The organism is Aquirufa sp. Wall-65K1 (assembly GCF_054558475.1).
In genome coordinates, this window is sequence record NZ_JBPXKD010000002.1 from 283,285 (window position 1) to 298,392 (window position 15,108).

Consider the following 15,108-nt stretch of genomic DNA (forward strand, 5'->3'; position numbering starts at 1 on the left):
TCATGCTTTCTACTGTTGAAACAACACCCATCTTAGCTGAATTAGCTGAGAAAATTCAAGGATCATTATTTACCGATACGGTGATGCGTACTTTGTATGCAACGGATGCATCGGCCTATCGTGAAATGCCTTTGGGAGTTGCCATTCCAGAAACGCCTAAGGATTTAGAAACCATCATTCGTTTTGCGGACCAGCATGCCTTACCATTAATACCAAGAACGGCGGGGACATCACTAGCTGGACAAGTGGTAGGTAAGGCTTTGATTGTGGATGTTTCCAAGTTTTTTAATCGAATATTGGAAGTCAATGAACAGGAATCTTATGTTTGGGTAGAGCCAGGTGTAGTTCGGGATGTGTTGAATGTAGAATTGAAAAAGCATGGCTTGTTTTTTGGACCGGAGACTTCCACGGCCAATCGAGCTATGATAGGAGGCATGGTAGGAAATAACTCCTGCGGTTCAAATTCGGTGGTTTATGGTTCTACCCGTGATCATGTTTTGGAGGTTGAAGGATATTTGTCAGACGGAACCCTCGTTAATTTCAGTGCTGAAAATCCTTTTGAGACCTTGAAAGGCTTGAAAGAAGGAACACGTTTACATCATATCTATTCCCAAACCTTAGCGGCATTATCAGATCCTAAAATACAGCAGGAAATTCAAGATGAATTTCCTAAACCAAGTATTCACCGTAGAAATACGGGTTATGCGGTCGATATGTTATTGAATTCGGAAGCATTTGATTCCCAGAAAGCGCCTTTTAATTTTTGTGCCTTGCTTGCTGGTTCAGAGGGGACACTTTGCTTTGCGACCAAAATTAAATTGCATGTTGATAAACTGCCTCCTAAGCATTTGGGCTTGGTTTGTGCTCATTTTAATACCATAGACGAAGCATTACGTGCTAATTTAATTGCGCTAAAATTTAATCCTTCCGCCTCCGAGCTGATGGATCATTATATTTTGGAATGTACCAAAGCCAATCCCGAACAAAGGCAAAATCGTTTTTTTGTGGAAGGGGATCCTGGGGCTATTTTAGTGGTAGAGCTACGTTCGGATGACCCGAATGAATTGGCTACTCAAGCTAAAGAAGTGGAAAAAGCGATGCTGGCTGAGAATTTAGGCTATCATTTTCCATTCATCACAGGGGATCAGGTGAAAAATGTTTGGAATTTGCGAAAAGCTGGTTTGGGTTTACTATCAAATTTACCCGGAGATGAAAAGGCTGTGGCAGTCATTGAAGATACGGCAGTGGATGTCAATGATTTACCTGCATTTATTGCTGAGTTTAATGAAATTCTTTCGGCCAATAACCTTTATTGCGTGCATTATGCTCACGCTGGCTCGGGTGAATTGCACTTAAGGCCAATCATTAATTTAAAGACAAAAGAGGGACATCAGATGTTCCGACATATTGCAGAAGAAATTGCTAGATTAGTAAAAAAATACAAAGGTTCATTGTCTGGTGAACATGGAGATGGCCGCTTGAGGGGAGAGTTTATTCCTTGGATGGTAGGGGAGTCCAATTACCAATTGATGCGCAGTTTGAAATCTTGGTGGGATCCTAAAGGGATTTTTAATCCCAATAAGATTGTGGATACGCCTCCCATGGATAGTTTTTTACGCTATGATGCTGGGCAAATTACTCCTGAATTTAAAACTGCGTTTCGTTATCAAGATCAGGATGTTTTGCAGCATGCTGAGCAATGCAATGGCTCTGGGGATTGTCGAAAAACACCTGTTTCTGGTGGAACTATGTGTCCATCATTTATGGCAACTCGAAATGAGAAAGAAACAACCAGGGCAAGAGCCAATATACTTCGTGAGTTTTTGACTCGCTCTACTCAAGAGAATCGATTTGCTCATGAGGAGATCAAAGAGGTGATGGATTTATGCCTAGCTTGTAAAGGCTGTAAGTCAGAATGTCCGTCCAATGTGGATGTAGCCAAATTGAAAATGGAGTTTTTATATCAATACCAAAAAGAAAAAGGTTTACCTCTTCGCAGTTGGTTGGTTGGTCATTTCTCGAGTATCTCTACTATAGCCTCAAAAATTCCTTTTGCCTATAACTTGGTGATGGGTACCCCATTTTTACGTCGAATGGCTAATCAACTCGTGGGCTTCCATCCGAATCGAACTATGCCATTATTGGCGAACCAGACATTGAGAGCTTGGTTGAAAAATAGGAAAAGTATCACTTCCTCAAAAGCAGTATTTCTGTTTGTGGATGAATTCACCAATTTCAATGATGCTGAAGTAGGCAGAAAGGCGGTACTTTTATTAGAAGCCTTGGGATATGAGGTTCGTACCTTAGCGCATCCTATTTCTGGACGGTCATTTTTGTCCAAAGGAATGTTGGATGAAGCTAAAGAATTAGCACAAAAAAACGTAGAATTATGGAGTGATTTGGTGAGCCAAGACGTACCATTGGTGGGTATTGAGCCTTCAGCTTTATTGACTTTTAGAGATGAATATCCTGATTTAGTGTCAGATGCTTGGGTAGATCGTGCAAAATCATTAGCCAAAAATACCTTATTGTTGGAGGAATTTATCGCGAGAGAATTAGATGCTAAGCGAATATCTCCGAATCAATTTACACAGGAAAAACGTTTGATTAAATTACACGGGCACTGTCAGCAGAAATCCATCAGCTCTTTAGTCCCAGCTAAGAAAGCATTGTCACTACCTATAAACTATGAAGTTCAATTAATTCCATCCGGCTGCTGTGGTATGGCTGGATCTTTTGGATATGAAAAAGAACATTATGATTTGTCGATGCAAATAGGAGAGTTAGTCCTATTCCCGACTGTTCGGGCACAGGGCCCCGAGGTGATGATTGCCGCTTCTGGAACGAGTTGTCGGCACCAGATTCACGACGGTACACAACGCGAAGCGAAGCATACCGCCGAAATCTTGTTTGATGCGTTGGTTTAGAGGTTTATTTTAAAATCTCCAGCGAACGAAGGCTTCCATGGCTTCGTATTCGGCTAGGCCTAGTTTATTGTAAATGCTGGCTGTTCCACGGTTACGTTCTTCAGCTCTTTGCCAAAATTCACGTGAGTCGTCTCCTTGAAATACCACCCCATCTTTTTGTGATTGGTGTTTGAAGATACCCATGCGTTTTTGAAATACCTGGTCTGGCGACATCGGTACTGCCATTTCAATCTGGTCAATATCCCACTCCGCCCAAGCACCTTTATATAACCATACCCAGCAATTTTTCATGTATTCACGATGCTTTAATCGCTGAACAGCTTCCAAAATGGCATCCAAACACACTTTATGTGTTCCATGTGGATCGGCTAAATCTCCTGCTGCATAAATTTGATGAGGTTGAATTTCTTCAATCAAATTCATGATAATTTGAATATCTGCTTCTCCAATAGGGTTTTTACGTACTGTCCCTGTTTCATAAAAAGGCATTTCGAGAAAATGGGTATTTTCTTTTTTAATACCTACGAATCGGCAAGTGTTTTTAGCTTCCCCTTTACGAATTAAACCTTTGATTTCGCGAACGGATGGGATATCAATTTCAGAATCCCGTTTACTTTTCAAAAACTTAACGGCTTCTTTATAAATTTTATTTGCCTTCGGGGTTGAGCTTTCGAATTTTTCATTGAAATCAACAACAAATTCAGCAAAACGAAGTGCTTCATCGTCTGCTACAGCTATATTTCCTGTGGTTTGATAAGCCACATGCACATCATGTCCTTGGTCATGCAAACGCTGGAAGGTACCTCCCATGGAAATAATGTCATCATCAGGGTGTGGACTAAAAATAATGACCTTCTTTTTGGCAGGAAATGCTCTTTCCGGACGGTGCGTATCGTCGGCATTGGGTTTTCCTCCTGGCCAACCCGTTATGGTATGTTGTAAGTAATTGAATACCTCGATATTGATGTCATAGGCTTGACCATAGAGAGACAAAAGCTCAGAAAGTCCATGTTCATTATAATCCTTACTAGTTAGTTTTAATACAGGTTTATCTAGTTGTAGGGCTAAATGAGTAACGGCTTTTTTGATCATTTTTCGATCCCAATTTACCGAATCTACAACCCAGGGCGTTTTAATGCGAGTTAAAGCCGCGGCGGCTGTTTCATCTAAAATGAAGGTCGCATTATTATGCTGTTGCAAATAAGAGGCCGGTATATCGGAAGTAACAGGACCCTCTACGGCACGAGCAACACTTTCTGCCTTATGTTCACCCCAGGCTAATAAAATCACACGCTTGGCATGCATGATTTTATCTATACCCATGGTAATGGCTTTTTTATGCACTTTCTCTAAGCCTCCAAAATCAATAGCAGCATCAATTTTAGTGCTTATGTCTAAAGTCATTAAACGCGTTTTGGAATTGATTAAAGAACCAGGTTCATTAAAACCAATGTGCCCATTTCGACCGATTCCCAATAATTGAAAATCTAAACCACCTAGTTTTTCAATTTTATCATCATAATCCCTACAAAATTCAGGTATTTTTTCAATGGATAAAGTGCCATCTGGGATGTTGATATTATTTAATGGGATGTCGACATGATCAAACAATTGTTCTCTCATAAATCGAACATAACTTTGAATGGCATCTGGCTGCATTGGATAATATTCATCCAAGTTAAAGCTAATGACATTTTTAAAGCTTAATCCTTCCTCCTTGTGCATTCGGATTAATTCCTGATACACTTTTTTGGGTGAAGAACCAGTAGCTAATCCTAAGACGGCTGGTTTCTTTTCTTTTGCTCTCTCACGAATCAAAGCCGCAATTTCTTGGGCAACGGCTTTAGAAGCCTTTTCTGAATCGGAATAAATGCGGGTGGGTACCCTCTCAAAACTAATGGCCTGTTCCATGGTAAAAATTTAAGGTTTAGAGGCTATGACAATTAAATCTAGTCCCAGTATATCAAATAATCTAAGAATGGTTTTAATGGCGGGATTTCCTTTTCCTAATTCAATGGAATGAATGGTTTTGATGGCAACACCACTTTTTTCACTCAATTCATCTTGATTAAGTCGAAGTGCACTTCTTTTTTCTCGGATGATTTCCCCAAAAATTTTCAAGTCCATCTCTTTTTCTCTCGATTGTGCTGTAAATGTACTACATAATTTTAAAATAAAAACAAATCGGTAATATGTTACTGATTTGTTTTTAAAATATTCGAACTGATAATTTATTTAGATTATCAGTTTTTGAAACTTTATTATGGTTTTGTGGGTTTATCTTTGCATCAACTGTCGTATTCAAGTGTTCAATAATCTAATTCAATGAAATTTAGACATCTATTAATTACCATATTTAGTCTGTTTTGCAGTACTATTTATGCCCAAAAAGCTACTTTAAGCGGATATATCAAAGATAGTTCAAACGGTGAAGGACTAATTGGAGCCAATGTTTACGTGAAGGAACTTAAAGTAGGAAATCAAAGTAATACCTATGGTTTTTACAGTTTAACGCTAGCTCCAGGAGAGTATACATTGGTTTTTTCTTACACTGGCTACGAAAGGGTGGAGAAAAAAATTCTTTTCTCTAATCAAAACCAGCAGTTTTCCATTGAATTAAAACCAGCCGATAGTGAATTAGCGGAAGTTCGGGTTTCGGCCAAAGCGGTAGACGAAAACGTGAAGAGTATAGAAATGTCTGTCAACAAAATTGATATAAAGACCATTAAAAGAATTCCTGCCTTATTGGGTGAAGTGGATTTAGTTAGAGCCATTCAATTATTACCGGGTGTTAGTACGGTAGGAGAAGGGGCTTCAGGTTTTAATGTTCGAGGGGGTGGGGTTGATCAAAATTTGGTTTTAATGGACGATGCACCTGTTTACAATTCATCGCACCTTTTTGGATTCTTTTCTGTCTTTAATCCTGACGCTGTCAAGGATGTCAAATTATTCAAAGGTGGTATACCTGCACAATATGGGGGGCGCGTTTCTTCCATTTTGGACGTCAAAATGAAAGAAGGTAATACCAAGAAATTAGAAGTGAATGGTGGTATAGGGGTTATTTTTTCCAGACTTTCCATAGAAGCTCCACTAATTAAGGATAAAGCTTCCTTTATTGTAGCTGCGCGCAGGTCATACATAGATATTTTGGCTAAGCCATTCCTTACCGGTAATAATGCCGATGCTCAATTTAATTTTTATGATTTAACAGCCAAGGTTAATTATAACATCAACTCAAAAAATACCGTCTTTTTATCGGGTTATTTCGGAAGGGATGTTTTCGGAACAGGCTTCGGATTTAATTGGGGGAATGGGACATTGTCTGCCAGATGGAATCACGTTTTTTCTAATAAGCTTTTTTTAAATGCGACCAGCTTCTACAGTAATTATGATTATTTATTAGATTCAGACTTAAAGAATAAGCGTCCCAATGATTCCTTTCGTTGGACTTCCAATATTGTTAATCTAAGTTTTAAACCGGATTTTACTTATTATATCTCTCCAGATAATACACTTACTTTTGGTGGTCAAATTCTTTCTTATGAATTTAAGCCTGGGCAGGCGGTAGCATCCTCCATTGGAGAGAAAAGGGAATTTGGGCAAGCTAATAAAAGGGGATTAGAAACATCTTTTTATGTAGGAAATGAATTGAAGTTTTCTCCTAAATTTTCTGCTCAATATGGTTTAAGGTATTCACATTATGATTATCAAAGTTTAGATGGTGAATATTATAATCGTATAGCTGTTCCCATGTCTGCCCAAAATCCTTCAGGATATGTTTTGCAGATCAATAAAGTAAATCCGGAACAGGTGATTGCCTCTTATGGTAATTTTGAACCCCGAATGGCCTTGAATTGGACATTGAATGAAGCAGCGTCCATAAAAGCTAGCTATAACCGTTTGTCGCAATATGTTCACTTACTGTCCAATACTGCTGCTTCTACGCCTTTGGATGTTTGGACAAGTTCAACGAATAATATCAAACCCCAAATTGCGGATCAGGTAGCTTTAGGATTTTTTAAGAACTACGGAGAAAGTGGAAATGATTACGAAGCATCTGTAGAGGTATATTACAAGAAAATGCAAAATCAAATCGATTACGCTGACAGAGCTAATTTATTTTTGAATCCTTATTTTGAAAAAGATTTATTATTTGGTGAAGGTAGAGCTTATGGATTGGAGTTTTTTGTGAAAAAGAACGTCGGAAAACTGACAGGTTGGATGAGTTATACCTTAGCTAGAACAGAAAGAAAGATTGATGGTATAAATAACGATGAATGGTATACCAGTCGATATGATCGTACTCATACCTTAAATTTGATAGGGCAATATGCCTTGAGTGATAAATGGTCCTTTGGGGCAAATTTTGCTTATATAACTGGTGTTCCATATTCCATACCAGTTCAAAAATATATATATGAGGGCATAGCCTATCCACAGACTTTACCCGGTACCCGTGGAAATATCCGAGTTCCAGATTATCATCGTTTAGATATTTCGGCTACCAAGAAAAATAAAAAGGGATTATTCGGAAAAGGAACATCTGAATGGGTATTCTCGGTCTATAACTTGTATAATCGCAAGAATCCTTTTTCTGTTTATACCCGTCCTAATGAAACAAATGCAGCTCAAACAGAGGCGGTTCAATTATCCATTATTGGTTCATTCGTTCCAGCGGTAACTTATAACTTCTCGTTCTAATATGAAAAATAAAGCTATTTATATCTTAAGTATTTTATTGACTGTACTACTTAGTTCTTGTGAGGACGTTGTTCAATTAGAAAGTCCAAGGTCCAATAATTACCTGGTAGTAGAAGCAACATTGACTAATCTACCAGGACCTCAAAAAATTATTTTATCTAAGTCGCAAGCTTATTTTGATAATTCTGTGAGTCCAAAAATCAGTGGAGCAGAAGTTAAAGTTAGAGATAACGCAGGTCAAGAATATGTATTCCTGGAGCAAAAAGACCAGGCAGGTACTTATGTTTGGCAACCTAAATCTCCTACGGATATACTAGGTAAAATGGGAATGACCTATCAATTAGCAATCAATTGGTCCAACGAGCAATTTACCGCTTCTGCCACCATGCGACGAGTGCCACTAATTGATTCTTTGTTGTATCAGTTTGATGAGGCTTCAGGAAGACAACGTGGTGATGATAAGCCTAAAGAAGGATATGATGCTCAGTTTTTTGCCAAAGACTTTTTGGGATTAGGTGACTGCTACCGGGTTAAGACCTATAAAAATGGAAAGCTTTTTAATGATCCTTCCAATATTTCTGTCATTTATGATGGTGCATTTCAACAAGGAGCAGCTTCCGATGGATTGGTGTTTAATTTACCAATTCGTAGATCCATCTCCCCTGAGTTGTATGTTGAGAATGATTCCATTAAAGTGGAGTTGTATTCGATTTCCCAGGATCAATATAATTTCTATTCTCAAGCTAGATTGGAATTGAATAATGCAGGATTATTCTCTCGACCAGCAGCCAATATTCCTACGAATATTCAAAATCTAAAAAGTAATTCATCTATTCAAGGTGCAGGATGGTTCGGAGTTTCTGCTGTTAGTGTTATTGCCACTAAAGTTGATCCCAAAAAGGCTAGAAAAGGTTTGAAATAAGCTACTCGAAATTAATGTACAAGGTGACATTATGGGTGTTCAGTCGACTTACTTTGAAATAAGGATTCGTTGAAACAGACGGAGCTGAATACAGGTTTGCCAAACCATGTGAAAATCTAATTTCAGGGGTAAATTTGAAATACTTAAAAAAACTCTCGAAGCCAAAACCATATTCTAATGCAAAATCTACAGTTTGAGCACTTAAAGCAGCACTATTTTTTTTCACATTAGCCTCAACTCCAAACTTCGATCCAGCCAAAACATACATTCGGTGATTCATTCTTCGAATGGATTTGAATTTTAATAAAACCGGTATTTCGAACCAAGTAGATTCTCTTGTGATGTTCAGTTCCTCTTTAGGTTGTATAAAAGTAACTTCTCTGTCATAAAGTGCAATATTCACTCCAGATTTTAATTCCAAAAATCGATTAAAGGAATAATTGGCCAAGCCTCCAATTTGAAATCCAAAATTTCTAGGGGAAATAGAGGGGGATAGACTAGGATCAGCCTCCATGCTGAAATTGGTTGAGCTTAATCCAAAAAGGAATCCAAAGTGTACTCTTTTATCGTCGTAAAACTCATTATTAATACGGATGTATTTATTCCCTTGTGCTAAGGAAAAAAAGCCAATCATACTGAAAATGAAGAGTAGAAAAGGTTTTTTCAATTTTCTATTTTAATTTTTGGCCTAAATAAATGGAGCAAATACCGCCCGTCATAGGAATCCATTGAGTGTTGGTATAGCCCACCCGTTTATAAATATCTAGGAAGTCTTGACCATCCGGAAAGGCTTGAACAGACTCTGGTAAATAAGTATAAGCTGCAGGGTCTTTGGATATCATTCTCCCTAATAGAGGCAAGATAAATTTCGAATAAAAGGCATATAACTGCTTCATAGGGAATTTTCTAGGATTGGAAAATTCTAGTATTAAACAATATCCACCTGGTTTTAGGACACGCAACATATCACTTAAACCCCTTTCTAGGTTTTCATAATTACGCACCCCAAAACTTACCGTTATGGCATCGAAACTCTGATCAGAGAAAGGTAATTTTTCTGAATCACCTAGTTGTAAATGGATTTTATCCTCCAAACCCATTTTTTTGATTTTCTCAATTCCAAAGTCTAACATTCCTTGAGAAATATCCACCCCAATGATTTTTTCTGGCTGAATTTTTAAGGCTTCAATGGCAAAATCACCCGTTCCAGTGGCGATATCGAGTAAGGATTTGATACCCTTATTCTTTAATAAATTAATCGCTTTTTTCCTCCAAATGATATCGATTCCTCCACTAAGTAAATGATTTAAGAAATCATACTTTGGCGAAATGGAATTAAACATTTCTGCTACTTGTTCCTTTTTTCCTTGCGATTGATTTTTGTAGGGTACTACCATTTTTGATTGATTGCTTTATTTCCAAACGTAATTTAATGCCATTTGTTTCTGCAAATTACCAAAATTATTTGGTTAGGCGGCAGCCATTTTGAATACAGCTACCAATATCCACATGAGAGTAAAGCTTATCAGCATGGAAAAATTCACCAATGCACCTGCAATGGAGGTGTCAAAATTTAATTCATCGGAATAGGTAATGAGTGTCATACCTACGGGTAATATGATGCATATTAACATCATATTTCTAAAGTGGGAATCAAAGGGAAGACTGTAAAACAATAATAAACCAATCGATAGCCCCAATAAATAACGTATTCCTAGCACTTGGAATACTTTTAAAAATGATTTTTTGGGAAGTCTAACACTGAAATAAATCCCCATCAGTAATAGCACCAAGGGTTTATTTCCTTGGGCAATTGTATCAACGATACTGGTTAGGAAAACAGGCAATGGGATTTCAGCTACATTGACAATTAAACCTATCACCATGGCTTGAAAAGGGAAAAGCGACATAATGCGCTTAAAAACATGCTTCCACATATTACCTTTTTTTGCTTGGGCAGAAAGATAATTTCCCATGCCATAGGTAAGGATGAAATTGATAAATGAATTGCCAATATCAAACATGGCCGCATACGTTAAGCCTTTCCAACCCCAAATTCCCTCAATCAATGGATAAGCGAATAAACCTAAATTATAACCCGAGCATCCCATGGTTAAGATTCCTCGATATTCGGGACCTTCTTTTTTGAAAATATGAAATCCAACAAAGGAACAAAGTATGGCAAATAATATACAGATCAGTGGTAACCACAAAAGCTCTGAAGTAAATTCTACTTTGATCATGGTGGTGAAAACCAAAGCAGGGAAAGTGGTGTGCATTAAAAACTTTGATATGTTTTTAGCATCATGGGTAGTAACATATCCTAGACTTTTTAAGGTGTAGCCTATGGAAATGACAACTAATGCTGATCCAAAAACAAAATTGGGGGAATTCATGCTTGAATGGGAGGCTTAGGTAAGGATATCCGGAAAGTACTACCCTTATTAATTTCGGTTGATTTCAAAATAAGTTTTCCCTCATGATAGTTTTCCACAATTCGTTTGGCCAGGGTGAGCCCTAAACCCCATCCTCTTTTTTTAGTACTAAAGCCTGGAGAAAATATTTTGGACATATTTTTATTGGAAATACCTTTCCCACTATCCGTAATATCGATATAGATTAGATTGTTCTTGCCTTCTGATAGTACAATTTGTATATCTCCGCTTCCACTCATGGCATCCACTCCATTTTTGCAAATGTTCTCTATTACCCACTCAAAAAGATAGCGATTGACCTTTGCTAGTTGATCCGGCGCCAGCATACTAATCACTTCAATATGTACTTTACTTGATATTCGGTTTTTTAAATATTGCAGGAAAGTGTTAATTAACTCTTCTAAATTTTCCTCTTTCAAAATAGGAGCTGAGCCTATATTAGAAAAACGCGTGGTAATGGTTTCTAGGCGTTGAATATCCTTACTTAATTCAATAACAATGTTGGGATCCACCTTGGGTTCATTTCTTAAAATTTCAACCCAGGCTGTCAGCGATGAGAGGGGAGTACCTAATTGATGAGCAGTTTCTTTTGCCAAACCTACCCATACTCGGTTTTGTTCCGCTCTTCTTGAATAGGAGAAAAAGATATAGCCTAAGAATCCAATAATCAGGACAACAAGTAATTGAGAGAGGGGATAGTACCGTAATAACTTTAACAATTTTGAATTTCCATAATAGATGTATTCTTTCTGAAAACCCATGTCCATTTCAATGGGTTTATTGTTTTCAGCAATAATTTCAGCTAGTTTTTGCTTAAGCATGAGCTGCTTTGCCTCCGTGGGAAGCTGGTTGGGCATGGAGATATTGATGGAATTTAAATGTCCGGATCCATCTTTCCATATCACGGGAATGGTATTGTTCTCATTAATTTTTTTAATTCTTTCGAAAAAGAAATTAATATCCGCATTCTCATCACTGGTCATGACATAGCGGATAGTCTCTGCATATAATTCAATTTGTTGCTTTTCTCTTTCCTCTAATTTGGTAACTAATCCATCAGTAAAGTACAGTGAAAATCCAGCCATGAATACACAAACAGCAAAAAAAGCCACCTTAAGCCAAGTGTCGCGGTTATAAAAGGCTAGAGGTAAGGAGACTTCTTTGAACATGGTATTTTTTTTCGAACCTAAAAAAGGCTATTCATCACAAAATAGTCACCGTTTATCCAAAAATCAAAAAAAAAGTTTCTAAGGTACTATGCAATACAAAGTACCTTACGTAGTTTTGTATCACATTAAAACACAGAAACCGATGGATATTGAAAATGCCAAGGTGCAGATGAGGAAAGGAATTTTGGAATTCTGTATTCTGCAGATTATTTCGCGAGGCGAGGTGTACGCATCCAACATGTTGGAAGAATTAACCTCTGCAAAAATTATGGTCGTGGAGGGAACCTTATATCCTCTGTTAACCCGCTTGAAAAATGCTGGTTTTTTAGATTACAAATGGGTGGAATCCTCCTCAGGCCCGCCGCGTAAATATTACGTATTAACAGAAAAAGGAGGAGAATTTTTAGAAGAACTTCATTTAACATGGGATGAATTACAAGGATCTGTACTTCAGATAACCAATCCCGCCACCCCCAATTCATAAATCTATCATTGTATGAAAAAGACCCTATCAATTAATATCGCAGGGATTATCTTCCACATTGAGGAGGATGCGTTTGCCACATTGGATGCATATATCAAGTCCATCCATGCATACTTCGAGAATTTCGAAGGTTCAAAAGAAATTATTGCTGACATTGAAGCAAGAATAGCCGAGAAATTCTGGGGTATTCGGGAAGATGAAAAAACGGAAGCTATATCCTTGGATCATGTAAATGCCTTAATTGCATCATTAGGTACTGTGGCTGATTTTCAGGCATTGGAAAGCGAAGAGGACAAAAAAGAGAATAGTTCTTCCAGCTCATATTCAAAGCAAACTGAAAACACCATTCCTCAGCAAAAAGTATTTAGAAGAGATTTGTCAAGAAAAATGATTGGTGGTGTAGCTTCAGGTTTGGCTCGCTATCTACATGCTGATCCCATCTGGGTACGTTTGTGTATGATCGTTGGATTTTTTGGACTAATCCCATTGTTTCATGCAGCAAATGTTATTTTCTGGGGCTATATCATTTGTTGGATTGCGATTCCAGGTGAAATAAACCTGGAAGAAGATAAATCCTTTCGCAAATTTTACCGCGACCCAGAAAAGAAGGTAATCGGTGGTGTAATCGCTGGATTTTCAGCTTACACGGGATGGGATTTAGGATTATTGCGAGTTTTAGCTGTTCTATCGGTCTTGTTTTTTGGATCAGGAATTGTGGCCTACCTGGTGATATTAGTGATATCACCAGAGGCTAAAACCCTGACAGATAAAATGGAAATGACCGGTGAGCCGATCACCTTGGAAAACATTGAAAACAACATCAAAAAGAATTTCCAAAAAGAAGGTGAGGCAGAAGAAAGTGCTTTAACTCGTATCTTATTAGTGCCTTTCCGACTAATTGCCGCTTTCTTTGGCGCATTTAAAGGTTTTTTTATTGCCATTCGATGGATTGTTCAAATAGCCTTTGGAATCATTTTAACCGTATTTGGTTTAGGAAGTATCATCGCTTTAATTACGGTTTCGTCGGTAGGATTTTCTGGTTTAGATCATGGACAAGTTCAAATTGCTTTTGGAGAAGCCATTCCCCTATACTTATTAGCAAATGATTTGCCTTCCTGGACTTATTTAGCCTTTATCGCAGCCATTTTGCCTATTTTAGTTTCTATCATTATCTCTGGTATTTCATTATTAGCCAACCGTAAATTTTATAATAGAACCTATAAATACATTGCTACTACTCTTTGCATCATTGGTTGGGTGGGCTTATTTGTAGCCTTGCCTACTGTAGGAAGAAATTTTTCTAGAACAGCTTCTGTGAATCAAGTGAAAGATATTTCCCTTACAGCAAAACCATTTGTCTTTGATGTGAAAAAAGAATCTCAAGAATCTATTTGGGAAAAGATGCTCGGAAGCCGTGAATTGGTTGATGAGATTTTGGATGATGAAGATTTGCATGATTATAACCGTGAAGGTTTTACTCGGGCACAAATCACCATCGAAGGATATTCAGGAACGAGCATTCAAGTCATTGAGTTTTCTAAATCCAACGGTAAAGATCGTTTAGATGCAGAAAAAAATGCCCGAAGTATCAAGTATGATTATGCTGTTCAAGGCGACAAAATTTTGTTCGATAGTCATTTTGGAATTACTAATCAGCGATTCAGAAATCAACGACTTCGTGTGAAGGTATTAATTCCATTTGGACAAAGTTTTGGAATGACCCGTGATTTTGCTACTTACATTGAAAACGAAATTGATGGTGGATATTTCAACGAAAGCAATGGAGACTTATTTGTAGGTTCCATGTGGAATTTTACTCCAGAAAAGGGATTGACTTGTCTTAATCGTGAGCCTATTGAGGATAATAATGAGTCATTCCAGGATGATCGCTCAAATGATGAGCTAGGAGCTAATTTTTCTATCAGTAAGGATTTGGAAAATTTCCAAAGCATTGAAGCCTTGAATACAGAGGGAGCTAGCATTCAAATTGTTCCAGGAGATAAATATGTTATTCGGTTTGAAGGAAATGATAAACCTAGTTTTGTAACGGAAGCCAAAGTGGTCAATGGTGTTTTGAAATTGGACAAAGTTCAATCAGGAGTACAAATTGAAATACAGTCGCCAAAGCTTTCAAAAGTTGAGTTAGGAGGCAATGCCCGAACAGAAATAAAAGGATTCAATCAAGCTAAACTAGAAGTGGTTTTACATGACTTTCATAGTGTGAATGTAGATGGGACTACGGATTTATTGGTGGCATCTACGGACCAAAATGCTGAGCTTATAGCACCTAATTTAATTGTTCAAAAGGCAGTGGTATCACTAAAAGACCAATCTAAAATGGATTTACATGTCATTAAAAATTTGACGGGTAGTAAATCGGCAGATGCACAATTGGTTTACCCGAACATGAATAATCTAAAGGTGATCTTAAAAACACAAAAATAAAATAATGTACATGCAACCTTTTTAC

Annotated in this window: 11 protein-coding genes; 5 read left to right on the forward strand and 6 right to left on the reverse strand. The window is 37.6% G+C overall.

Annotated elements, in window-relative coordinates; translation table 11 throughout:
- Nucleotides 1-2: 2 nt before the first annotated feature.
- Complete coding sequence (locus tag ACST15_RS04500) at nucleotides 3-2,927, forward strand: FAD-binding and (Fe-S)-binding domain-containing protein (RefSeq protein WP_459453463.1); 2,925 nt, start codon at nucleotides 3-5, stop codon at nucleotides 2,925-2,927.
- Nucleotides 2,928-2,936: 9 nt separating this feature from the next.
- On the opposite strand, the gene nagB is transcribed toward ACST15_RS04500, so the two are convergent.
- Nucleotides 2,937-4,838 carry a glucosamine-6-phosphate deaminase gene (nagB, locus tag ACST15_RS04505; protein WP_459453464.1) on the reverse strand — a complete coding sequence of 634 codons (1,902 nt, stop codon included), beginning with the start codon at nucleotides 4,836-4,838 and terminating at the stop codon, nucleotides 2,937-2,939.
- Between the two features lie 9 nt (nucleotides 4,839-4,847).
- Nucleotides 4,848-5,054, reverse strand: coding sequence for a helix-turn-helix transcriptional regulator (locus ACST15_RS04510; RefSeq protein ID WP_459453465.1), 207 nt, complete (start codon nucleotides 5,052-5,054; stop codon nucleotides 4,848-4,850).
- 198 nt (nucleotides 5,055-5,252) lie between these two features.
- Here ACST15_RS04510 and ACST15_RS04515 point away from each other — a divergent pair, with 198 nt between their 5' ends.
- A complete protein-coding gene (locus tag ACST15_RS04515; protein WP_459453466.1) occupies nucleotides 5,253-7,628 on the forward strand; it encodes a TonB-dependent receptor in 2,376 nt (791 codons plus the stop codon).
- A 1-nt stretch (nucleotide 7,629) separates the two neighbouring features.
- Nucleotides 7,630-8,550 carry a DUF4249 domain-containing protein gene (locus ACST15_RS04520; protein ID WP_459453467.1) on the forward strand — a complete coding sequence of 307 codons (921 nt, stop codon included), beginning with the start codon at nucleotides 7,630-7,632 and terminating at the stop codon, nucleotides 8,548-8,550.
- Nucleotide 8,551: 1 nt separating this feature from the next.
- Here the strand turns inward: ACST15_RS04520 and porT are convergent, their stop codons facing one another.
- The 4 genes from porT to ACST15_RS04540 form a co-directional block, all read right to left on the reverse strand.
- Nucleotides 8,552-9,217 carry a type IX secretion/gliding motility protein PorT/SprT gene (porT, locus tag ACST15_RS04525; protein ID WP_459453468.1) on the reverse strand — a complete coding sequence of 222 codons (666 nt, stop codon included), beginning with the start codon at nucleotides 9,215-9,217 and terminating at the stop codon, nucleotides 8,552-8,554.
- A 4-nt stretch (nucleotides 9,218-9,221) separates the two neighbouring features.
- Nucleotides 9,222-9,947: a bifunctional demethylmenaquinone methyltransferase/2-methoxy-6-polyprenyl-1,4-benzoquinol methylase UbiE gene (gene ubiE, locus ACST15_RS04530; protein ID WP_459453469.1), complete on the reverse strand. Its 726-nt coding sequence runs from the start codon at nucleotides 9,945-9,947 to the stop codon at nucleotides 9,222-9,224.
- 72 nt (nucleotides 9,948-10,019) lie between these two features.
- Nucleotides 10,020-10,946 (reverse strand): AEC family transporter, encoded by a 927-nt coding sequence (locus ACST15_RS04535; protein WP_459453470.1) that lies wholly within the window; start codon nucleotides 10,944-10,946, stop codon nucleotides 10,020-10,022.
- On the reverse strand, nucleotides 10,943-12,154 hold the full coding sequence (locus ACST15_RS04540) for a sensor histidine kinase (RefSeq protein ID WP_459453471.1): 1,212 nt from the start codon (nucleotides 12,152-12,154) through the stop codon (nucleotides 10,943-10,945). Before ACST15_RS04540 ends, ACST15_RS04535 begins: the two co-directional genes overlap by 4 nt.
- 142 nt (nucleotides 12,155-12,296) lie before the next feature.
- Between ACST15_RS04540 and ACST15_RS04545 the strand changes: the two genes are divergently transcribed.
- Together ACST15_RS04545 and ACST15_RS04550 are read left to right on the forward strand one after the other, a co-directional pair.
- Nucleotides 12,297-12,638, forward strand: a complete 342-nt coding sequence (locus tag ACST15_RS04545; protein WP_223143286.1) for a PadR family transcriptional regulator — start codon at nucleotides 12,297-12,299, stop codon at nucleotides 12,636-12,638.
- 12 nt (nucleotides 12,639-12,650) lie between these two features.
- Nucleotides 12,651-15,083, forward strand: coding sequence for a PspC domain-containing protein (locus tag ACST15_RS04550; RefSeq protein WP_459453473.1), 2,433 nt, complete (start codon nucleotides 12,651-12,653; stop codon nucleotides 15,081-15,083).
- Nucleotides 15,084-15,108: the final 25 nt, after the last annotated feature.